Raw genomic sequence first — 22917 nt, 5'->3', positions numbered from 1 at the left:
TCACTTTATCGCAGATTAACGGGCTGTAAGACTCCCACTTCAAGAGGTTGAAAAAGCAAAAGTTTCTAAGTGGGAGATCCAACAGCCCGTAAAGGCCCGATATGTTCAACTAACATTCAGTGGGGGAAAAAGCCCCCCACTGAACGAAGTTTCACTTTATATCATCATTATTTTTCAATCGTCCTTGCCAGCAAAGCACCAAAGACAAGCCCCCATACCGGTGCACTTATATGCAAGAAGGACACCCCTGACAACGTTACAATAAAGGCAGCCATTGCACTTAAGCGGTAACGGTTCTCGGAAAATCCCATTTGAATGCTGGAATGCAAAACACCAATCAGGGCAAATCCAGCTAACATTGAAACAAAGGCTTGGGGCAATGATTGAATAAACGGAACAATTTTCCACGCAAAAATGCCAAAAAGTAAAATGAAAATGCCTGAAACAATCGAAGCCATATACCTTTTTGAACGCGGACCTGAATCTGGTCCGGAACATATAGCTGTCATCATTCCGGCAATATTTGCACTCTGACCGCCGAAAAAACTTGTAATCACAGAAAATATCCCGCTTATGGAAATAATCTTTCGAATGGGCGGATCATAATCGGAGCTTTCTAGAGCACCTATTCCCGGGGCAGCATCATTACTCAAAATCAGCATGGCAAGAGGAAGCGCCACTGTCAGCAGCCCGATCCAAGTAAACTCAGGCATCTGCAGAGAGGGCAAAAAAAAGGCAATTTCCTTTGCCGTTTCCAGCTTCTCCGTTAGCAACAGCGCAATGAATGCCACTGCGACAGCAGCCAAAACCGGCGGGAACCGCTTCAAATATCTTGAACAAAGAAAGAAACTGATTACTGCAGCTCCGCCGACTAACGGCATGGCCTTAACAGCAGGAACCAACTGGGCCACATAACCGGTAACAAGCCCTCCCAACATTGCAGCAATAACCTCTTTTGGCACCCACTTCATAATCTTTGTAAAAAGACCTGACACCCCGATTAATAGGATAATTAATCCTGATAGTACGTAGCTGCCAATTAGCTGTGGGTAGGAAAATTGTGCGGTAACTGTGGCTAAAAAGGCAACCCCTGTGATGGAGTGCCCGCCCGTAATCGGGATTCTGTATAACAATGCCATAACTAACCCAAACAGCCCGCCAAAAAAATAGACAGCAAACATCCAGCTAATTGTCTGCTGATCTGTAAATCCTCCCGCAGCTGCTGCCTGCAGAATAATAATAGCTGGACCTGTCACAACCAATGTACTGGATATCAAACCGGATGAAATATTTTCCCCTGTTATATCTTGAAGAAGCTTACGACTTCTCAATTTCCCCTCTGGAACTGACTCACTTTGTCTTATTTTCGGCAAACCCACTTTACTCACTCCCGAACAATACTAATGTCACTAACTATCATGAGGGCAAAATCAATGAATTGTCAAATAATTAGAAATAGTACTAAACCATTTACTTGGCAAATCTAGTATATAAATGTACATTGAAAAAGGCCGTAGCTCTTAGATATTTAAGAGGTGCGGCCTTTTCAAGTAAGATACCCTGTTATTCTTTTGCGTCTCCTGATTTAAATAGGAAAAATGATATGACTCCCGAAAAAAGGGCGGCTCCGACTGAAATCCATACCCTTGTTTCATATTCAATATCTCCATAGTCCCTTTTAAGCATCCACATCGCAGCGGCTGCAACGATAAGCATAATTGGGATCACTAATGCTAACCTTCTCATCATTGAAATTTCCTTTCTCATTGTCACCATCTAATTGATCACTTGATAACCGATATATAAGGCCATTCCCCATATTTTATATACTTTGCATTAATTTTACTAATATGAAGTATATCACATAATTAGTTTTAGGCTGTTTCAAAATTCAAACTAAAATGGTTGTTTTATTGAAAATGAAGAATGGATATTAAAGTAAAAACAAGATTGCAACATTTTCAAACCCGTGATAACCTTTTTATGGAATCAACATGTCGTTATGTAAAGGGGTGAGCACTTTGAACGCCAAGGCATTTTTATTGGCTTTATTTACGGTTATCATTTGGGGATCTACTTTTCCTGCTATTCGCGCTAGTTTACTAGGTGGCTATTCTTCTGGCCATCTCGTACTCATTCGATATCTCATTGCCTCGTCTATCTTTATCCTTTATGCGCTTTGGCCGGGTGTGAAATTTAGCTTCCCTAAAAAGGCGGATCTCCTAAAAATCACCGTTCTTAGCTGGATTGGAATAAGTATTTATCACATTGGGGTCACTTTCGGGGAACAAACCGTATCAGCAGGTACAACAGGCATGATTATATGCTCCGCTCCTGTTTTCTCAGCCATTATTGCGGTAATCGTGCTTAAAGAACGACTTGGCCTATTCGGATGGATTGGATTAGGAATGGGGTTTACAGGGATTGCTATCATCACATTAGGAACAACTGGTTCTTCAGTGAATGCATCTCAAGGAGTACTATTATTGCTAATGTCAGCGATTGCCACATCGATATTCTTTGTTTATCAAAAGCCGCTTTTTAATCGCTATCGTCCGATTGAGCTAACAGCTTATTTTACATGGATTGGTACAATTCCTTTTCTTATTTTCTCGCCAGGTCTCTTTCAAGAAATTCAGCACGCCACATTGGAAGCACATTTATCAACAATTTATGTTGGTATCTTTCCTGCAGCGATTGGCTACGTAACTTGGGCAATTGCTCTTTCCATGGGAAAAGCAAGTTCTGTTACAAGCATGCTCTATATTGAACCAGTATTTGTTATCATAATTGCTTGGATCTGGCTTAACGAATGGCCGAGCACCGTGACCATTATTGGCGGAATGATTGCCATTTCTGGTGTTTTAGTCGTTAATCTTTTAGGAAAAAAACAGCGGCAGCCAACTTCCGAAAAAGTGGCTTAACAATAGTAAAAGCCAGGTCCTATACCTGGCTTTGTTTTTTGAAGGCCTTCATGAACTCTGCTTTTGCTGCCTTTAGACCCCTTTTTCCCTTTCAGGAATAACCGGCAATATGATATGTGATGGATATTCCTCATTATGGTAGATGATTTGCTTAGCAGTAATAAATTCCTCACTGTTAATCATAGACTCTCTGGTATTCAAATTAGCATCGAAACGCGGAAAGTTACTTGAGGAGATTTCTACTCTAATACGATGACCAGGCAGAAATACATTGCTTGTTGCCCATAGGTCTATCTCATATTGGATGATTTTAGCTTGAATCCCTTCTTCCTCTTTCTCTCCATTTCGATACTTGGCACGGACAATTCCATCTGTTAAATTATAGGCTGTTCCATCTGGTAAAACATCGATTAGCTTTGCCGTAAAATCAGTGTCCTTAGCATCTGTTTCTGCCCAAAGCCTTATCTTAATTGGCCCCGTTACTTCAAGCTCCTTTTGCAGAGGTTCAGACGTATAGACTAAAACATCCTCTCTTTCTTCAATCTTACATTGATTGCGAGGTCCCATTGTCTGAACTCCAGCAAATAATGTTCCACCTCCACTTGTCGGAACTGGGTTTGATGGGTCGTAGAGGTAAGTATCACATGTGTCATTAACTGGCTTTTCCATGCTTAATTTTCCATCACCAAAGCGTGTATTCGCGTTCCCTTCACTATGGAAATAATAAGGAGTATAGTTAGTTCGCGCTAATGGCCATTCATTTTCGTTTCGCCATTGATTGATCCCCATCACAAAAATCTGGATGGGTGCTTCTTGATCACTCACTGTCTCCTTGCCTTTTATCCATTTGTCAAACCAGCGAATATGCAGGTCTGTCAAATCCTCCTTCTGATCAATCCAGTCGCCAGAGGCATGGATGCCAAAATTTCGTTCCCCAAGCTGATTGCTGAAAACACCATGACCCCACGGACCAATGATCAATTTCTGACTTGAGTGGCCTTTCTTTTTTATTTCTGAATAATTCTGGATCGTCGGCTGTAAAAAGTTATCATACCATCCAGCTATATGTAAGGCAGGGATTTGGATATTCTCATATTCTTCTATAATGCTAGCACGATTCCAGTTGAATTCATTTGTGTCACTATCAAGCAAATCGAAGAAATAATTGGCCACTCCTAACTCTTTCAGTGGGGGCCATTTATTAATCGGCTTAAACCGATACCACTCCTCAATCTGATTGTAAAATTCAGCCGTTTTATCCATCATCGCTGCGAATTCTTCGGTATTACCGTATTTTCTTTTTAATTCATCTGGCGCGACTGATTCAAGTGCCCAAGTTTCAGATGAGCCGACAAGAAATTTTCCGTTGCTTTCAATGGAGTTGTTCCGCCAGTCCGACAAGGTCATCGCCGGAGCAATCGCCTTTAAGTGCGGTGGTTTTTCCGTTGCAGCTAATAATTGCGTAAAGCCATAGTAGGATAATCCAAACATTCCTACTTCACCGCTAGAATATGGCAAAGAGGCCGCCCACTCGACCGTATCATAACCATCCTCTGCCTCGTAGATAAATGGATAAAATTGGCCTTCAGAGGCAAACCTGCCTCTAACATCCTGAATAATGACGATGTAGCCATTTTGCACTAGGCGATTCGTATCCAAATACCGGTGAGAATAAAATGGCAAATCCTTATTATAAGGCAATCGTGTTAAAAGAACAGGAAACTTCCCCTCGATATTCGGCCGATAAATATCCGCATATAGTGTAACTCCATCACGCATTTGACAAGGAATATTTTTTTCTAATATAATCTGCTCAATTTTCATAAGAGCTCCTCCTTCTAACAATCTAGTAGCTTCTTTTTCTAGAAAAAATCCACCCAGTAATCATTTCTGGATGGATATAAAAAGTAATTATGCAGCCGTATTTTGCTGAAGCTTCACTTTCCTTTTCTTAGTAGGCGATAACTGTTTTTCCACAAATCCCATCACAATATCTGCAACAACTGCCATTAAAGCTGTTGGGATGGCCCCAGCCAGGATGATCGCTGTTCCATCTGTTGCATTCGTTCCGCGCAAAATAATATCACCTAACCCGCCAGCACCGATAAATGTCCCAATGGTCGCCACGCCAATTGTGATAACGAGAGCCATTCGCAGACCTGCCATAATGACGGACAATGCAAGCGGAAGCTCGACCATCCGCAGCACTTGAAACTTCGTCATCCCCATGGCTTTCCCTGATTCAAGCAGGGCGGGGTCAACATTCCTTATACCTGTATATGTGTTCTTTATAATTGGCAACAAGGAATAAAGAAATAGCGCAAATATGACTGTATTCGTACCGAGCCCCATCACAAGCATTAGGACGGCAAGCATCGCCAATGCTGGGATGGTTTGAATAATGTTTGCGAGCGAGATAACCCAGGTGCTTAACTTATGATGTCTTGCAATTAAAATGCCTACTGGAATCGCAACGATGGCAGCAAATAATACACCATAGACAGACATTAAAAAGTGACGATAAAACTGCTCCCACACATAGCCGGCATTTTGAGAATAATAGTGTAGTATCTCATGAATCGTTTCCAATTTCGTGACACCTCCTATTTTTCCTGTTCAAAGTAATGATGTTCCTCCAAAAACTCTTTCGCTACAATCGATGGTTCCTTCAATTCCCCATCTGCTTCATAGTTTAAATCCTGCATTTTTTCTGTCGTAATTTTTCCAGATAGCTTTTGCAGTATATCCTTTAACTTTGGATGCTTTCGTAAAATATCATTAGTGGCCACAAGCGATGAATCATATGGCGGGAAAAAGTGCTTGTCGTCCTTCAAAACTTTTAAATCAAATGCTTTAATTCTTCCATCTGTTGTATAGGCAAGTACGATATCCATTTTACCGTTAGCGGCTGCTTGGTACACTAACCCAATTTGCATCGGAAATGTTTTGCCGAATTCAAAGCCATACTCCTCGATAAACCCCTCATAGCCATCTCCTTCTCGTTTCAGCCAAGCGTTATCAACACCTAATTTTAAATCCGCAACAAAAGGCCGCAAATCTGAAACCGTTTCTAGATTATGCTTTTCCGCCATCTCCTTTGTCACAGTAAAGGCATAGGAATTCGCAAAGCCATAAGAGTCAAACCAAGTCTGATCAAAGCGCTCCTGGAATTCATGCTGGACAATTTTCAGCGCTTTTTCGGGATCATTAACTGGCTCCATTCCTAAAGCCCCAGCAAGATCTGTTCCTGTATACCTAGTAGCAGTAATATCCACATCCCCATTCATCATCGCTTTATGCTGCACAATAGAAGAACCGAGATTATTGACCATTTCTACTTTTGCATTTGTATAATGTTCAATCATTAGCCTAACGATATTGCCCATTATTTGGGATTCTGACGTCCCCATCGTCCCTACTGCAATCGAATCGTTACTTGTACCGCTTAAACCTGGTAACGAACAGCCGCTTACAAAAGTGGATAGCAGGACGATAAATGTCATAATTAATCGATTAAATTTCTTCATCTAAATGTCCCCTTTCTAAGCAGCTTCCTTCATCTTCATGATTCCTTTAGGAGTTACCCACTCCTCAATCCTCCCTAAAAGAAGATCCGTTAATAATGCTAGAATTGTTACTGGTATCGCTCCTGCAATAATGAATTCTGGCTGATATAAATTTAGACCGCTAAAAATATAATCACCTAGTCCGCCAGCACCAATATAGGATGCCAGCGTTGCCCATCCGATCAAATAAACAGTGGATAACCGGATTCCCGCCATGATGACAGGAATCGCAAGCGGCAATTCCACATACCGAATTCTTTCCCACCCAGTCATACCCATCCCGCGGCCAGCTTCAAGCAAGCTTCTTTTCACACCTTGAACTCCTGTATACGTGTTTCTCAAGATAGGTAGGACTGAATAGAAAAACAAAGCAATAATGGCTGGGACTTTACCCACACCTAGAATAGGAATAAAAAAAGCGAGAATAGCAAAGCTAGGAAATGTTTGGATGACTCCTAATACTCCCATTACTGCACCTGCCAATTTCGGGACACGAGTAAGGGCAATTCCAAGCGGAACGGCTATCAATATTCCTAAAGCTGCAGCAATTAACGAAATATATAAATGCTCCCATGTTTTAAACAGCATTTCAGAACCATAACTATGAAAAAATGTAAAAATATCTCCCAAAGCTTTTCCCTCCTTTTATACAGATTGGGATAAGTCATCTTCTCCCCAAATAGAGTCATAGACAATATCTACAAGACTAGCTCTCGTTACAATTCCAACAAGCCGCTTCTGATTGTCTACAACGGGAACATATTTCATTCCTTTTTTCAGGATTTTACGAACGGTATCTCGAACAAGTGTATCTTGATTGACAGTTAAGAGATTTGTTTCAAAGACGTCAGAAACAAAGCTTGCTTTCCTGCGGTTTTGATCAATCATTTCGACATCAATATATCCCCTGAGTTCACGTTTTTCATTAATAATAAGCAAGGAGTCAACGCGATGATACTTCATCAGCTGTATGGCCTCTGATAAAGAGCGATCCCTTGAAATCGTAATCGGATTAGGATTCATAATTTGTTTAACGGTTTGTATGTTTGGCCTTGCCTGTACTAACCGTTCTTTTCCGATAAACTCCTCGACAAACTCATTTACCGGATTAAGCAGAATTTCGTCAGGTGTCCCACATTGGACTAATTGTCCGTTACGCATGATCACAATTTTATCAGCGAGCTTCAGTGCTTCATCCATATCATGGGTGACAAACACAATCGTTTTTCCTAGTTTTTTTTGTAATTTCTTAAATTCTTCCTGTAAGGAATCTCGAGTGATTGGATCTAGGGCTCCAAATGGTTCATCCATTAAAATCAAAGGCTGATCAGCGGCAAGGGCCCGTAAAACCCCAATTCGCTGTTGCTGCCCCCCACTTAGTTCATGTGGAAATCTGTCTAAATAATCTGGAGTCATGTCCACAAGCTCTAATAATTCCCTTGCCCGAGAACGGCGTTTTTCCTCTGGCCATTTTAATAATTTGGGGACGAGCGAAATATTTTCTTGAATCGTCATATGCGGAAACAAACCTATTTGCTGGATAACATAGCCAATCTCTCGTCTAAGCTGGACAGGATCTTTGTCCATAATATTCTCTCCATCAATATAGATGCTTCCTTCAGACGGCTCGATTAAGCGGTTTATCATTTTCATCGTAGTGGTTTTTCCACAGCCGCTCGGGCCAATAAATACAATAAACTCTCCTTTTTTAAAGTCTAAGCATAAATCGCTTACTGCTTTTTTCCCTCCTTTATAAGTTTTTGAAACATGATCAAATTTCAGCATTTAACGCACCTCCAAATAATTAAATGAGATTGTAGCTTTTTTGTGAAATATTCAAAAAATTTCGTTACTCTTCTATTATATTGTGAACTTTGTAAAATAAAAAGTTTATAAACTGTACGTATTGCACGATATTTGCACGTATTAATACCTGACCAATACTGATAATCTATTTTTCTTAATAATGCTCCAATATCTTCCCTTATACTGCCTGATCCTCATTTACCGATTTAAGAAAAATATGTTACAGTGACTATGTAAGTTAGCGATTGGAAGGATGATCGTTATGGTGGAAAAGTCTCTTTTAAAAATCAAGCATATTGAAGATCAATTTATCGAAAAAATAGCAGAAAATATGCATGCATACGGTGTTTCCTCGACAGTTGGACGTGTACTCGGAATTATTTATATAAATAGAAAGCCGATGACCCTCGACGAATTATCGGCTGAAACAGGGATGAGTAAAACCCGAATGAGTCAAGTTGTTCGAGAAATGGTCGATCTGAATATTGCCGATAAGGTTTTTGAAAAAGGAGTCCGGAAAGATTTATATAATGTAGAACAGGATTATTACCAAACCTTTATTTCTTTGTTTACTTCAAACTGGCGGAAAACAATCAATAGGAACAAATCATTCGAGAAAAAGCTTTCTGTCGAATTAAATGACATACTCGAAAATAGCGTAATCGATGATGAGACAGAGCAAAAAATAAATACTCTGCTGAAAGAAACGAAGGAATGGCTTGATTACTACCAATGGCTTAGCCGCTTAGTAGAATTCTTTGATAGCGGGGAAATCTTTAAACATGTTCCAAAGCCATAGCCATGCAAAATAATGAATACCGCAAAAAAGAAAATGAAACCACTCATTTTCTTTTTTTTATTTTTTTGTATAACTTAATCATCGTCGGACTTTGGTAATGGGTCATGGTTGGTGTTTTTTGATGATGACAGCTAAAACGAACCTCATAAACACTTATGGTTAGCGTTTTTCGATGGTGGCTTCTAAAACGACCTTCATGAACGGGGCATAGGTAGCATTTTTCGATAAAGGATCTAAATCGCTTGTCATGAGTTGTTCATACACAGTAAACGCTCCGAATATTATGGAATTAATGTCACTAAAATGGGAGGATTTAAAAAAATGCGTAAAAATGTCATCATCACTTGTGCCATTACTGGAGCCGGAGATACGACAAAGAAAAGTCCCTATGTCCCTATTACGCCTGAGGAAATTGCTAATTCAGCTATTGAAGCAGCTAAAGCTGGCGCGGCGATTGCTCACATTCATGTCCGCGATCCGCAAACTGGTCAGATCAGCCATGATCTGGACCTTTTTCAAGAAGTAGTAGAAAGGGTACGAGAGGCTGATCCGGATGTTGTTCTTAATATTACTGCTGGAGGGGGCGGCGATTGGATCCCTAGTGAACAAAATCCAATCGTAGGTGGACCGGGAACAGATATGCAGACACCTCAGGAACGTCATGAACCAGTTGGACTACTATTGCCCGAGATTTGTACACTCGATTGTGGAAGTATGAATTTTGGTGATCAGCTTTACATTAGTCCAACAGAATGGCTTCGTGAACAGGCACGTCTTATTCAGCAAAGCGGGGTTAAGCCTGAACTAGAATGCTTTGATACTGGACATTTGCGTTTCGCTAAACAATTGATTGATGAAGGGCTAATTGACGGGGATCCATTGTTCCAGTTCTGTCTTGGCATTCCGTGGGGGGCAGATGCAGATGTTGAAACGATTCTATATATGAAAGATAAACTACCGGAAAATGCACATTGGTCAGCTTTTGGAATTGGAAGGATGCAGTTGCCAATCGCGATACAGTCAATACTGCTTGGCGGAAATATTCGTGTAGGGCTTGAGGATAATTTATATCTTGATAAAGGGGTGTTAGCAACGAACGCCCAATTAGTGGATAAGGTTGTATCTACCTTAAATATTCTCGGAGTAGATCCGATGACCCCTCAAGAAGCAAGAGAACATTTAGGTTTAAAAAATCCGAATGGAAACGCAGAAACACATGGCTAACAAAACAATCAAGAAAATCACGGTAGTTGGTACAGGTGTCATTGGGAATGGCTGGATAGCCAGATTTCTCGCTAATGGATTGGATGTAATTGCTACAGATCCGGCCAAAGATGCCGAAATTCGTACGCGTAAAATGATTGATCAAGTTTGGCCAACTTTAGAAAAACAGGGTCTAGCTGAAGGAGCCTCAAAAGCACGCCTAAAGTTTGAGCCTGATGTAGCAAAAGCTGTCATGGATGCTGATCTTATTCAAGAAAATGTACCTGAACGAGAGGATTTAAAAAGAAAGGTTTTATCTGAAATTGCTCGGTACGCAAAGCTAGACGCGATTATTGCATCAAGTACATCGGGATTAAAGCCAAGCACTCTTCAGCATGACTGCCTCCATCCGGAAAGAGTCATTGTTGCCCATCCATTCAATCCTGTTTACTTAATCCCACTCGTTGAGCTTGTCGGCGGGGAAAAAACATCAAAAGAAACGATGAAAATAGCGAATGAATTCTACCAGTCTATTTTTATGAAACCGTTACTGATCTCGACTGAAATTGAAGGCCATATCGCTGACAGACTGATGGAAGCCATTTGGCGAGAAGCCCTCCATCTTGTCAATGATGGCGTAGCAACGACCGAAGAAATAGATGCAGCCATTGTCTATGGTCCGGGGTTACGATGGGCACTTATGGGTCCCTTCTTAACATTACATCTCGCTGGTGGCGAACAAGGAATGAAGCATATGCTGGAACAATTTGGCCCTGCATTGAAACTTCCCTGGACGAAACTAGTAGCACCCGAGCTAACAGAAACGCTTAAAAGTAAAGTCATTGATGGGTGCGAACAACAAACAACCGGATCAACTATTGCTGAATACGAGCAAAGGCGTGATGATTTCCTCATCGAACTGATGCAATTACTGAAAAAATACTGGCCTGATACTAAGGTAATTGGAAATAAATATTGAACTTTTTTAAAACGAATCGACCCATTTTTCTATAGTCGGAGGTTCCAAGATGAGCACTAATGCTAACCAGCTTTTATTAGAAAATGTTCGTAAAGAATGGATTGACTATAATGGACATATGACAGATGCTGCCTATGCCATCGTATTTAGTAAAGCCGTTGACCAATTTATGATTGAGCTCGGAATAGATTCAAACTTTCGTGGAGAATACCAATATTCGATATACACTTTAGAAACACATTTATGCTATTTAAAGGAAGCTTGCCAAGGACAAAGACTTTTCATCACCATACAGCTGCTGGATTTTGATTCGAGACGATTGCATGTTTTTTTCGTTATGGAAAATGAGGATGGTGAGCGACTTGCAACGAGTGAACAAATGCTAATGGGGATTGACATGAATAAAGGTCTCCCTGCTCCATTTCCTCAGAAGATTCTATCAAAAATTGAGGAGTTGTCAAAAGAACAGTTAATTCTCCCAAAACCTAAAGAAGCTGGCAGTAAAATAGGAATACGAAGAAAATAAAAAGAAATGTCTGCCACATCATGTTGGAAGAGGCAGACATTTCCTTTATTTCATCGTTTCTTGAGAAGAATAATCCTCTCGGCCACTTTTAGCCATTGAGAGAAATGCGGTCATCAAGGCAATAATGATGAACACGCCGCCAATTATTGGGTTTAGTTCCACAGAGGCCTGCTCAATCACAATGCCTCCAATCATTGAGCCTAAAGCAATCCCTGTATGAACAGCAGAATTATTTAAGGTTTGCTGAATATCAGAGGCTTCAGGCGATAGTTCAATTAGAAAGCTTTGCATGGCTGGTGTGATCGCCCAGCTTAGCATGCTATAAATCACTAATAAGATTAAGAAAACAGGTAAAGAAAAAGTCGTAATCGGAATTAAAAACATAGAAACACCGAAGATAGAAATGACGGATAGAATCGTCGTCTTTGGACCAAAACGATCAGCCAGCATGCCTCCAATTCCTCCACCAGCTACCGCTGCAACCCCGAAAATTAAATAAACGATACTTACCCACGTGCCATCCAATCCCATTTTCATTTTTAAAAATGGAGTCAAATAGCCATAAAACGTTAAATACCCTGCGAGAAAAATAATGGATGTTAGCTGGGCGAATAATATTTTTCGGTTTTTCAAAGTGCGTAGCAGCATCCCAATGGGGATCGCTGGCTTCGGTGGGATGCTTCCTAAGAAGAAATGCACTCCCGCCATCGAAATAATCGTCAGGATGGAGATCAACACAAAAGGAGCACGCCAGCCAAATGCGTTACCGAGCATAAGTCCAATTGGAATTCCTAGTACAAGGGAGGCGCCAACCCCCATGAAAACTACTGAAAGGGCTCTAGCACGATATTTCTCATCTACAAGGCTAGGCACCATCGTTAAGCATAAAGCAATAAGCAATGAACCGCTTGATGCCGAAATAATACGACCTACTAATAAAATACTATAATTTATACTAAATACAGCAATGACATTCCCCAATAAAAATACGGCTAAAGTAATTAAGGTTAGCCGTTTGCGATCCACTTTTTGAGTCACCGTTAACAAAATAGGCGCAGCTATTGCAAATGCCAACGAAAAGACTGTCATCAGGAAGCCGGCCTGGCCAAGACTTACCTCTAAATCATTCGCCACTAAATCAAGTAATCCACCTATAATTAATTCCACCATCCCGACAACAAACGAGACAATGGCCAATAAATACACACGTTTATTCATAAAGAAAGACCTCCTAAAGTACCTTTCCCATGTTAACGATTAATTTGGCATAATACAAGAGGGAATTCCAAGAATATTTATTGATGAATTTTTTTGGATTTTCACTTTTTAGCATTTAAAGGATTAGCCTTTTTAATTTATATACTTTTTATACTTGATATATTTTTTATATCATATATACTGGATATAAAGGTTGGTGATTCTTATTAACGTCTGTCCCTATTTAGAATATTCTTTTCAAATATTAGGGAAAAAGTGGAATGGATTAATCATTCATTACTTATCACTTTGCCCAAACAACTCAGCACGATTTTCGGATATAAAAAGGGATCTTTCAGACATCACTCCAAGAGCCCTATCCCAAAAACTGTCTGAATTAGTGGAGTACGGTCTAATCGAAAAAAAAGTAATAGCTGAAACCCCGGTAACGATTATTTATGAACTGACAGAAAAGGGGCGCTCCTTAACTGCCGCCCTTGAACCCATCCAAAAATGGGCTTTGCAATTTAAAAATGAATAAGGAAATGGGGAGATATTCATGAGCAAAAATAATATGATATGTGATTTAACGACTGGCATTTGTGGAGAAGCTGGCGAAGAAGAAATGCAAATGATTGATTTAAATCTTCCGCAAAAAAAGATTCAACTTTACTATGTAACAGACCCGATCTGCTCTCATTGCTGGGCACTTGAGCCTGTTTTAAGAAGATTTGAAATGCAGTATGGCCAGTATATTGAACTTCATACTGTCATGGGCGGGCTGCTTGAAAGCTGGGATGGATTTGCTGATGTGAAAAATGGAATTAGCAGCCCCGCAGATGTTGCTGGACACTGGAGAGAAGTCGGTGAACATTCCCGGATGCCGATTGACGGATCATTATGGCTGACGAATCCAGTTCATTCCTCCTATACCCCATCACGAGTATTTAAAGTTATTCAGCAGCAGGATGAAAATTTAGCAAAGGCTTTCTTGCGCCGAGCAAGAGAAGCGGTTTTTGCCTTTAATCAAACGATTTCAGATGAGGAAGTTCTAATTGACCTTGTAAATCAAATCGGTCTTGACGGAAAAATAATCGTAAAGGAAGCGAACTCGTCAGTTGGTCAGCAACTGTTAGATCAAGACTTCGCTCTCGCTAGGTCACTCGGAGTACGCGGATTTCCTACAATCATTATGGTAAACGAGGAGAACAAAGGGGTAAAGATTGTTGGGGCAAGGCCGTTAGAATACTATGTGAAGGGACTGGAACAATCCCTCTCTATCGACAGCCTTCAAGCAAAATCGCTCCCTTTATTCGGAAGCCTGCTTGAACAAGAGACTCTTTTATTCTCTAAAGAAATTGAGGTTATGTATGATCTTGAACAAAATGAAGTCAAAACCTTTGTAGAAAAAGAGCTTTCTCCGAATGAGTATGTAGCTAAGGAAATTCTTGGGGAAATATATTTTGAGAAAAAATAAGAATACGGAAGCCTCGATTGGCTAAAACAACTATATCGAGGCTTCTATATTTCCTTTATTCTATTTTTTATTTTCCGTTTTCAGCCATTCACGCCCAAAATCAACAAGCAGCCTTTGTCTCATGAACTTACTTGTCGCCAACCCTACTTTCGAACAATTTATTGAATAGCTCTCTTCAAACTCTTTCCCTAAAGCTTCGAATGGATCGGCATCGTATAAAATCTCTTCATACGTTTTCCAGACACGTTCATTATTTTCAAATAAGGCAGATCCTTTTTGAACCTTTTTCCGATTAACGATTGCATGTTCTGCCAAATGCAACGAAGTATTGCTATCATGCTGTACACCAAGTAATAAAACATACCCATCTAATTCATAAATTTTTGCTAATGGGGACGATAGACCAAATCCTTCTTCTAAAGACTGCTCAGATAGTATGTACCCTGCATGTTTTCCCCAAGCTGCAAATGAATACATGGGGTGCAAGCTTCTTTTTACTTCTGGGAAGGTTCTGAACGTTTCAACAGTTTTCCCCATTCCTCTTGAAGGTGTAATTTGAGGATCATAGGCAGGCATCTCTTCACGAATCGTGGACCACCATTCCTCCGGTACGGGCGGCCTTTGCCATTCGGATGGATCGGAAAGATCTCCCGTTTGCGTAGGCATCACAATGGTTCCTTCTTCCCCAACTGTATCCATTAAAGCTTGAACAACGGCTACAGGTCCGCCACAAACCCAGCCGAGTGAGCTTAAGGACGAATGGACTATGACAACCATTCCCTTTTTTAGGCCAAGACTCACCAGATCTCTTCGCAAACTAGTTCTTGTATTAGGTGTTTCTAATTGATTAATTACGCTAGCTTCACTCATCGCTTTCTCCCCACTCTTGTTCTAAAATGGCATAATAATATTCATCCCACCATTCATTCCCCTTGGGGATGCACTTCTTGAAGTAGCCTTCTCTTCTCATGCCTATTTTCTCCATTACCCGATAGGATGGAGTATTTTCAGGCTGACATGTTGCTACGATTCTATGTAACTTCATTTTCTCAAAGCCAAACTTCAACATCGCTTTTGCTGCCTCTGAAGCATATCCTTTATTCTGGTAATCTGGATTAAACACCCAGCCGATCTCATACGTATGCTCCCCAAAGTATTTTTCCAACACCATATGACCGATTAGGATCTTTTCATCCTTTACAATTACCGGAAACTTTTCAGCTTTTTTACCGATATTTTTCATAATAAACTCTTTTGCATCCTCTTCCGAAAAGACCTCTTCGGGTATATATTTCATCACAGTAGTATCTGATGTATACTTGTATACTGCATGCCAATCTTTAAACTCAAAATCTCGTATAATTAATCGGTCTGTCTCAATGAACATTAAATAACCCTCTATCATTCATTATTTAATTGACCATGTTTTTGCTGCATTTGCTGTAAATATTCTGCAGATTTCCCTTTTGGGATACTAAGACTTTTCCAATTTTGATTTTTTAATTGTTTGCCGATATAAACGATTTGGCCTACATGATAGGCGTAATGAGCAACTTGCCTTTCAATCGCTTCAATGACGAAATGACCTTCACCGCGAATATACACCTTCTTCATTAGATCCTGTTCAGTTAAATTCTTTAAAGTTCCTATAAAGATATCCCAGCCTTTATCCCAGATTTCAATTAATCCAGCTATAGAAGAAATATCATCAATAAATTCCTGTTCACGGTTTCTATCAGGCTTCTCTCCATCCGAAATTAAAAAATCCGACCATCTAGATACCATGTTTCCGCTTACATGTTTAACAATAATAGCAATACTATTCGACTCTTCATTAAAAGCCCAATGTATGTCTTCTTCAGATAGTTGACTAATTGTCTTATCCCCGAGCTCTTTCATACTTAAAAAGCGTTCTATGACAATTCTTAAATACTCTTTTTCAAAGCTCATTATTCATCCTCCAAAAGGAATTATTTAAATTATTTATTAATTCATTCTATACCAAAGCGACTATTTATGCACTTTAATAGAAGTGTATAAATCTAATTACCTAGTTATTGTTCGCTTTTTATCATATTATTCTTTAGAGCCGCTCTTTTCGTTACTACATACTTACATATGTGTATTTTCCTGATTGATGCAAATCAGCTAGTATTACTTCATCCCTAGTCCTCCTATTGAACCTTCCTATTAAATAATTTATTATTATTACAATTGGGACCTTTTGCAACACTGTTAAACTAGAAATAATGTTTACAAGCCCACCATCCATGCTAAATTTCCCAAAGAACAGATATTTATATAGATAAAAAAGCAGTTTGAGCGATAAAGGGGAAGAACAGATGATGCATACACGAACTACTAAATTAAAGTTAACAACTTTCCTCATTTATTTGATTTTCACTGCGGTGCCATCCTTATTGATTAGCTTCGTATTGACTGAACAAGAAATGAAGGACTATGAAGAAGAGTATATTGATAAAGCACATTGGAGTGCTAATCTTCAAGCAAAAAACATTGATAATTTTATCGGGGAAACGATTGGACGTCTTGAAATGCTGGCGACATTAATAAAGGTTCAACATTATAATCTAAACAATGTAGAGGAAATTTTAAAAGAAACACATAAGACAGATGATCGCTTTTCTGGATTTTATTGGACAAATGCTAAAGGGGATATCTTAATTAGTTCAACTTCACCATATACCTTAGTAAATATTGGTGATCGCGCTTTTTTTAATGAAGCCATTACGAAGAAGAAGACGAGTGTTTCTAACGCGCTTATAAGTCGTGTCACAGGAAACTCTATCTTTTCACTCGCCAGCCCTGTTATCACAAATGATCATTTGCTGGGTGTGCTTCTTACTAATGTAAGTTTAGATGAATTAGAAAAAAGTATCGAAACTTTAATAACTAACGAAAGAATTACGATAACGGATCAACAAGGAGAAACCATCGTTCAAGCGGGTTCCGTCGATCCAGATCACTCACTGATAACTTATGATCTGAAATTAGAGCATATTCCATGGACCGTAACAGCAGGTGTGAGCTTTGAAGATCAGCAATTGAGACAAAAAACGTTTCTTTACTACTTATTTTCCATTTTCGTAATCACAAATATTCTCCTTCTATTAATTTATAATGCACGTTTAAAATGGAAAGGGAAATTAGAACGCGAGCAGTTTGAATACCAAAAAATGGAGATGATTGGGAATCTCGCAGCAAGTACTGCTCATGAAATAAGAAATCCTCTGACAGGTATTAGCGGACTTGTCAAACTATTAAGTGAAGAATATCACGATAAAAAAGCACAATATTATTTTGATGTCATTCAAAATGAAATCATTCGAATTAATGCCATTGTAAGTGAACTGCTTTTTCTTGGCCGGCCCACAGCATACACATTAAATACATATAATATGAATGAAATCTTAAAAGAGATTGAACCGATTTTGCAATCTGAAGCGAATTACATGAATATCGATCTATCTATCTCCTATTCAAAAGATGACGTTACTATTTCTTGTGTGAAGGATCATGTCAAACAAGTCATTCTCAACTTGAGCAAGAATTCCTTACATGCTATGCCTGACGGCGGCCTTCTTTCTATTTCAATTGAAAACCATTCAGCTTGTTGCTTTATTATCGTAAAAGATACCGGGATTGGAATTCCAAAAGATGAACTTAGTAAAATATTCAATCCGTTTTTCACAAAGAAAAAAGACGGATCAGGGATCGGGTTAACTGTCTGTAAGCGAATCATTGACTCCTATCATGGGAACATCTCTATTCAAAGCACACCAGGCATCGGAACACAAGTGGAAATTCAAATTCCTACGTTCAAGGACGATGCACCAAAGGTTAAGGAAGATTCTTGCGCTTCTTAATCTTATGTGAAGGAAAATACATGCATATAGAGAATGATATATTAAACCAATCACAATGGAACAATGCCTTTGCCAAATGACTATCAATTAGGCCATCCTCTTATTCTGCCATTCCGTTAACAAAGATGAGGACGGCCTAAGTACAGGAGGATCTCGTTTTGAAAAATTTATTTTTTATTTTACTTACCTCTATAAGAGTCGTCATGTTCATATTGTTAAGCAGTTACTTTTTTCAACTTGTAGATCCTCATGAAACTTGGAAGCTTGCATATATTATTTGTGCGATGATTCTTTTTGTTGGGAATCATCTTCTACAAATCTCCATAGAAAATGCGAGAGTAAGAGTATTCTGTACAGCGATTGATATGCTGCTGAGTACAGGGTTTGGCGCATTATTTCCGTCAAGCTCTAATTTATATTTAATATTTTTTGGTGTGATTTCAACAACGGTCTTCCTGTTTTTCTCCAATCGTCGGATTTTAAAATGGTTTTCAGTTGCCTTCTTCCTTGTTTGGGCTGTGATTAGCCTTCAAAGGTATTATTTATTAGGCACATTTTCATTATCTGATAATGTATTAAATATGATGTTTATTGTTTATGGGGCAATTGTAGGAAGCCTAATCCGCCATTTACAGACCGCTAGAGAAACGATTGACAGTCAATTTCAGCAGTTGAATGACTCTCATGACGCCCTTAAAGATGCCCATCAGCAGTTAAGTGAATATTCGAAGCAAGTAGAGCAATTAACCGTTATTCGCGAACGAAATCAAATTGCACGTGAGATTCATGATACAGTCGGTCATAAAATGACAGCCTTGCTCGTTCAGCTCCAATTGGCCAATGAAATGGTAGCGGTTGATCCTGAAAAAAGCAAAGCTATTTTGCATACATGTGAGAAATTGACGCGAGACTCTCTTCATGAAATTCGTCTCTCTGTCCGCACTTTGAAAGAGGAGGAGCAGATGAACGTCTCATTTTTGCATGTATTACGTGATATAATGGATGTATTTTCAAATTTAACCGGACTGGAAACGAATTTAGAATTCATCGGTGATCCAACATCTGTCCCCCTTTCCCTACAGCCAACGATCAAAAGAATTATCCAAGAAGCTTTAACGAATGCGAAGCGTCATGGTTCCGCTAATTTATGCCACATATCCATGCAGATTTCGCAAGATTCTGTCCATATTGAACTGGAGGATAACGGGAAAGGAACTGAAAATGTTGTGCCAAGCTTTGGACTAATTAATATGAAGGAACGGGTGCTCGAGCACGGAGGAAATGTGCAATTTAAAAGCTCGGCAGGAAAAGGGTTCGCGATTTCAATTTCTTTTCCGCTTAAACGTGTTCAATGGAGCTCCCATGAGGTGATGAAATGATCAAGGTCATGATTGTAGATGATCAGCCGTTAATAAGGGAAGGATTAGGTTCATTATTAAACCTTCGGGAGGGAATTGAGGTCATTGGTTCTGCAGTCGACGGAGCCGATGCATTGAAAAAAGCTTTAGCTCTCATGCCCGATATCGTCTTAATGGATATTCGGATGCCTAATGTGAATGGCGTTGAAGGAACAAGGCGATTAAGGGAAAAAGCCCCGCAAATCAAGGTGCTAATGTTAACAACCTTTAGTGACAGTGAATACATATTTGACGCTTTAGAAGAAGGAGCAAGCGGGTATTTATTAAAAGATATGTCAACTGACACGATCGTTCAGGCGATATTAACTGTTCATCATGGTGGCGTTGTCCTGCCGAAGGATTTTACCACAGACGTGTTAACAGAGTTAAGAATGAGGCAAATGAAGGAAGAGCGGAGCTCCGATCATCTCCCACCCTCTTCCCTTAGTGAATTGACGAGCCGTGAGCTAGAAGTATTACGCCTGCTTGGGCAAGGTCTAAATAATAAAGAAATTGCTGATCGCCTATTCATTACAGAAGGAACAGTGAAGAATCATGTTTCGAATATTATTCAGAAGCTTGAGCTTAGAGATCGTACACAGGCAGCTATTTTCGCCGTTCGTTACGGCATTACAACCTTTTAACTTTATTCAGCAATGTTTGTTGCGACGAAAGTGTAGCGGCAGGAGCAGAAGTTCCCCACCTTTTTAGGTGGAGAATTTAATGCAAATAGGGATACAATTCTGCAGGATTTAAACTTGGCTGAATAAAGTAAAGCCTCCGGCGGATGCCTCAGATTTTTATCGAACGCGCTCAGGTAAATCTGGGCGCAAATACGCCAAGGCGAATTTGATTATGACTTTTTGCATAGAGGAGCATGAACAACGGCATATGGATGCCGTTTTTTTGTGGCAAAAATTCTATCGCCAGCTAGATGGATGATTTGCCGCTTCCGAATAGAATGAAGATAGTTAAAGGAGGCGGATGCAAGTGCTAACACTGTCGAATGTAAAAAAGAGGTTCGGTGAACATGAAGTGGTGAAAGGAATTACTCTGAACATTGAAAAAGGAGAGGCTTTCGGCTTACTTGGACCGAACGGGGCTGGAAAATCAACAACCATCTCCATGATTTGCGGACTCATTCCCTATCAGGAAGGCGATATTTTCGTCGATGGCCTCTCTGTTAAAAACAATCCACAATTAGTTAAAAAGAAAATTGGGGTTGTCCCTCAGGATATCGCTCTTTATCCGACGATGTCTGCGATCGATAATTTAATTTTTTGGGGCAGAATGTACGGTTTAAAAAACAAAGAAGCAAAAACTCGAGCGAAGGAAGTACTCGAATTAGTTGGGCTTACCGACCGGGCGAAGGATAAAATCGCAACGTTTTCAGGCGGGATGAAAAGGCGCATTAATATTGGGGCTGCTTTAATGCATAAGCCTGAGCTGCTTATAATGGATGAGCCGACGGTTGGCATTGATCCGCAGTCAAGAAACCATATTTTAGAGACGGTAAAAAGCTTAAATGAACAAGGAATGACGGTTATTTATACAAGTCATTATATGGAAGAGGTCGAATTTCTCTGCAAGCGGATTGCCATTATTGATCATGGTCAATTAATTGCCAGTGGATCGAAAAAAGAGCTGTGCAGCCGTATTTCCGGAGGTACAGTGCTTCAGCTTTTGGCAGATCAAGTAAAACCTAAGTTTTTGGAGCAGCTAAAAGCTCTAGAAGAGGTTGAAAATGTAAAGGTCGATCAAGAGACAAACATTGAAGTTATTTTGCAAAATAATAAAGATTTGCTGGCTGATATTGTTCTGCTTTCGAATAAGTCGGGTATAAAGCTGCAGCAAATTCAGCTTCGGGAGCCAAATTTAGAGACATTGTTCTTACAATTAACTGGACGCACGTTACGGGATTAGAGGTGAATAGAATGAAAATGTTCATGATTGCAGCGAAGGATTTAAAGCTTCGATTAAAAGATAAAAAAGCCCTTCTCATGATGATCTTCATGCCTATCCTTTTGACAGCTATACTAGGATCAGCCCTCAAAGGAGTGATGGGTGATAGCGAAATGCCTAAAATGATTTTAGGTGTTTATGCTGGGGATGACGGTGCTTTAGCAAAAACATTTATTAATGATGTTTTGTCTAATGAATTGAGTGACTCCTTAACTATTCAACAAGCCACTTCCCAAAATGAACTGCAAATATGGATCGAAAAGGAACAGGTAGAAGTAGGAATCATAATTCCGAGCAAATGGGAAGAGAGTTTCACTAATGACACAAGTAGCCCCGTCTTGATTCTACCTGTCGCAGGAAAGGACTTGGATGCGGCCTTTGTTCAGCAAATAACAGAATCCTTTGCCCAGACGGCGCAAACAATCACTCTGTCAACAAAGGAAATAATGACTGATTTAGCGGTTGCTGCCGCTGCAAATGGCAGTCTATTTCAGCCAGAAATGGTACAAAAAGACCTTCTGGAAAACATGAATAAGGTTTTCCAGATTCAACAGGATGTCGTTCAAGATTTACCAGTTGGTGAAAAGGATGTGTCTTCGATGCAGTACTATGCTGCTGCAATGGCTGCGATGTTCCTATTATTTAATGCCATGCACGGAGGAAAGTCTTTTCATCAAGAACGAAATACAAACACATTAGCAAGATTGATGATGACGCAAGCAAGCAGCAGATCCATTTTATTAGGAAAATTTCTAGGCACATTATTTTTTGCCTTCTTCCAATTTCTTATTTTCATGGCGGCGACTCATTTCGTGTTGGGCGTTAGCTGGGGAACTAATCTTCTGCAAATGATCTTTATCGCTTTTATTTATAGCTTTGCCGTATCAGGACTATCCATGGTTGTGGCGGCTTTCACATCGAGCGAAAAGATGGCCGATACACTTGGCGGAATTGGTGTGCAAATTTTTGCCTTACTTGGCGGATCCATGCTCCCGATTTCTGTCTTTCCAAGCCTCATGCGAAACATTGCGATGATCACCCCTAATTCCTGGGCATTAACGAGTTTTACTAATATTATGTCCGGAACGACCTGGGTCTCACTAGTGGCACCAGCCATTACATTAGCCATGTTTGGCATCGTATCGATTATCGTTGGAACGATGCGCTTGCGCCAAAAGGCTGTTTAGGAGGAAT

The 22917-nt window shown here is 39.8% G+C and carries 23 protein-coding genes; 12 read left to right on the top strand and 11 right to left on the bottom strand.

The window, feature by feature from the left end; translation table 11 throughout:
• Positions 1-167: 167 nt before the first annotated feature.
• Positions 168-1379, bottom strand: coding sequence for a benzoate/H(+) symporter BenE family transporter (locus F7731_RS15325; RefSeq protein ID WP_246197229.1), 1212 nt, complete (start codon positions 1377-1379; stop codon positions 168-170).
• A gap of 184 nt (positions 1380-1563) precedes the next feature.
• Complete coding sequence (locus F7731_RS15320) at positions 1564-1767, bottom strand: histidine kinase (RefSeq protein WP_246197228.1); 204 nt, start codon at positions 1765-1767, stop codon at positions 1564-1566.
• 245 nt (positions 1768-2012) lie between these two features.
• Here F7731_RS15320 and F7731_RS15315 point away from each other — a divergent pair, with 245 nt between their 5' ends.
• On the top strand, positions 2013-2924 hold the full coding sequence (locus F7731_RS15315; RefSeq protein ID WP_425482017.1) for a DMT family transporter: 912 nt from the start codon (positions 2013-2015) through the stop codon (positions 2922-2924).
• A gap of 72 nt (positions 2925-2996) precedes the next feature.
• On the opposite strand, the gene F7731_RS15310 is transcribed toward F7731_RS15315, so the two are convergent.
• The 5 genes from F7731_RS15310 to F7731_RS15290 form a co-directional block, all read right to left on the bottom strand.
• On the bottom strand, positions 2997-4748 hold the full coding sequence (locus F7731_RS15310; RefSeq protein WP_151535646.1) for a CocE/NonD family hydrolase: 1752 nt from the start codon (positions 4746-4748) through the stop codon (positions 2997-2999).
• A gap of 87 nt (positions 4749-4835) precedes the next feature.
• Positions 4836-5513 (bottom strand): ABC transporter permease, encoded by a 678-nt coding sequence (locus tag F7731_RS15305; RefSeq protein WP_151535645.1) that lies wholly within the window; start codon positions 5511-5513, stop codon positions 4836-4838.
• A gap of 14 nt (positions 5514-5527) precedes the next feature.
• A complete protein-coding gene (locus tag F7731_RS15300) occupies positions 5528-6451 on the bottom strand; it encodes an osmoprotectant ABC transporter substrate-binding protein (protein ID WP_151535644.1) in 924 nt (307 codons plus the stop codon).
• A gap of 15 nt (positions 6452-6466) precedes the next feature.
• The gene (locus F7731_RS15295; protein ID WP_281352551.1) at positions 6467-7078 is read right to left on the bottom strand and encodes an ABC transporter permease; all 612 of its coding nucleotides are present in this window, start codon (positions 7076-7078) and stop codon (positions 6467-6469) included.
• 57 nt (positions 7079-7135) lie between these two features.
• On the bottom strand, positions 7136-8275 hold the full coding sequence (locus F7731_RS15290) for a betaine/proline/choline family ABC transporter ATP-binding protein (RefSeq protein WP_151535642.1): 1140 nt from the start codon (positions 8273-8275) through the stop codon (positions 7136-7138).
• A 283-nt stretch (positions 8276-8558) separates the two neighbouring features.
• Between F7731_RS15290 and F7731_RS15285 the strand changes: the two genes are divergently transcribed.
• From F7731_RS15285 to F7731_RS15270, 4 genes are all read left to right on the top strand, one after another.
• Positions 8559-9095 carry a GbsR/MarR family transcriptional regulator gene (locus tag F7731_RS15285; protein WP_151535641.1) on the top strand — a complete coding sequence of 179 codons (537 nt, stop codon included), beginning with the start codon at positions 8559-8561 and terminating at the stop codon, positions 9093-9095.
• A gap of 321 nt (positions 9096-9416) precedes the next feature.
• Positions 9417-10319: a beta-keto acid cleavage family enzyme gene (locus F7731_RS15280; protein ID WP_151535640.1), complete on the top strand. Its 903-nt coding sequence runs from the start codon at positions 9417-9419 to the stop codon at positions 10317-10319.
• Positions 10312-11277 (top strand): L-carnitine dehydrogenase, encoded by a 966-nt coding sequence (locus F7731_RS15275; protein ID WP_151535639.1) that lies wholly within the window; start codon positions 10312-10314, stop codon positions 11275-11277. The genes F7731_RS15280 and F7731_RS15275 overlap by 8 nt, the downstream gene beginning before the upstream one ends.
• Before the next feature lie 49 nt (positions 11278-11326).
• The gene (locus F7731_RS15270) at positions 11327-11803 is read left to right on the top strand and encodes a thioesterase family protein (RefSeq protein WP_151535638.1); all 477 of its coding nucleotides are present in this window, start codon (positions 11327-11329) and stop codon (positions 11801-11803) included.
• Between the two features lie 45 nt (positions 11804-11848).
• Here F7731_RS15270 and F7731_RS15265 read toward each other — a convergent pair whose 3' ends face one another.
• The gene (locus F7731_RS15265) at positions 11849-13021 is read right to left on the bottom strand and encodes an MFS transporter (RefSeq protein ID WP_151535637.1); all 1173 of its coding nucleotides are present in this window, start codon (positions 13019-13021) and stop codon (positions 11849-11851) included.
• Between the two features lie 205 nt (positions 13022-13226).
• On the opposite strand from F7731_RS15265, the gene F7731_RS15260 reads away from it, so the two are divergent.
• Positions 13227-13541: a winged helix-turn-helix transcriptional regulator gene (locus F7731_RS15260; protein ID WP_151535659.1), complete on the top strand. Its 315-nt coding sequence runs from the start codon at positions 13227-13229 to the stop codon at positions 13539-13541.
• A gap of 18 nt (positions 13542-13559) precedes the next feature.
• Complete coding sequence (locus tag F7731_RS15255) at positions 13560-14477, top strand: DsbA family protein (RefSeq protein ID WP_151535636.1); 918 nt, start codon at positions 13560-13562, stop codon at positions 14475-14477.
• A gap of 60 nt (positions 14478-14537) precedes the next feature.
• Here F7731_RS15255 and F7731_RS15250 read toward each other — a convergent pair whose 3' ends face one another.
• From F7731_RS15250 to F7731_RS15240, 3 genes are read right to left on the bottom strand one after another with little or no spacing between them, the layout of a single operon-like run.
• Complete coding sequence (locus F7731_RS15250; protein ID WP_151535635.1) at positions 14538-15347, bottom strand: AAC(3) family N-acetyltransferase; 810 nt, start codon at positions 15345-15347, stop codon at positions 14538-14540.
• A complete protein-coding gene (locus F7731_RS15245) occupies positions 15340-15864 on the bottom strand; it encodes a GNAT family N-acetyltransferase (RefSeq protein WP_151535634.1) in 525 nt (174 codons plus the stop codon). The genes F7731_RS15250 and F7731_RS15245 overlap by 8 nt, the downstream gene beginning before the upstream one ends.
• A 14-nt stretch (positions 15865-15878) precedes the next feature.
• Positions 15879-16427: a DUF1572 domain-containing protein gene (locus F7731_RS15240; protein WP_151535633.1), complete on the bottom strand. Its 549-nt coding sequence runs from the start codon at positions 16425-16427 to the stop codon at positions 15879-15881.
• Between the two features lie 392 nt (positions 16428-16819).
• On the opposite strand from F7731_RS15240, the gene F7731_RS15235 reads away from it, so the two are divergent.
• The 5 genes from F7731_RS15235 to F7731_RS15215 all read left to right on the top strand — a co-directional run bounded on the left by F7731_RS15235 (position 16820) and on the right by F7731_RS15215 (position 22910).
• Positions 16820-18364 carry an ATP-binding protein gene (locus tag F7731_RS15235; RefSeq protein ID WP_151535632.1) on the top strand — a complete coding sequence of 515 codons (1545 nt, stop codon included), beginning with the start codon at positions 16820-16822 and terminating at the stop codon, positions 18362-18364.
• A 158-nt stretch (positions 18365-18522) separates the two neighbouring features.
• Positions 18523-19743, top strand: a complete 1221-nt coding sequence (locus tag F7731_RS15230) for a sensor histidine kinase (protein ID WP_151535631.1) — start codon at positions 18523-18525, stop codon at positions 19741-19743.
• A complete protein-coding gene (locus F7731_RS15225; RefSeq protein ID WP_151535630.1) occupies positions 19740-20405 on the top strand; it encodes a response regulator in 666 nt (221 codons plus the stop codon). Before F7731_RS15230 ends, F7731_RS15225 begins: the two co-directional genes overlap by 4 nt.
• A 340-nt stretch (positions 20406-20745) precedes the next feature.
• Positions 20746-21684 carry an ABC transporter ATP-binding protein gene (locus F7731_RS15220; protein WP_425482011.1) on the top strand — a complete coding sequence of 313 codons (939 nt, stop codon included), beginning with the start codon at positions 20746-20748 and terminating at the stop codon, positions 21682-21684.
• Between the two features lie 11 nt (positions 21685-21695).
• On the top strand, positions 21696-22910 hold the full coding sequence (locus tag F7731_RS15215) for an ABC transporter permease (RefSeq protein ID WP_151535628.1): 1215 nt from the start codon (positions 21696-21698) through the stop codon (positions 22908-22910).
• The last annotated feature ends 7 nt before the right edge of the window (positions 22911-22917 follow it).

This window comes from Cytobacillus depressus (assembly GCF_008923245.1).
Taxonomy (GTDB): domain Bacteria; phylum Bacillota; class Bacilli; order Bacillales; family Cytobacillaceae; genus Cytobacillus; species Cytobacillus depressus.
Note: the sequence above shows the minus strand (reverse complement) of the source record. Positions and strands in the feature narration are given on the sequence as shown.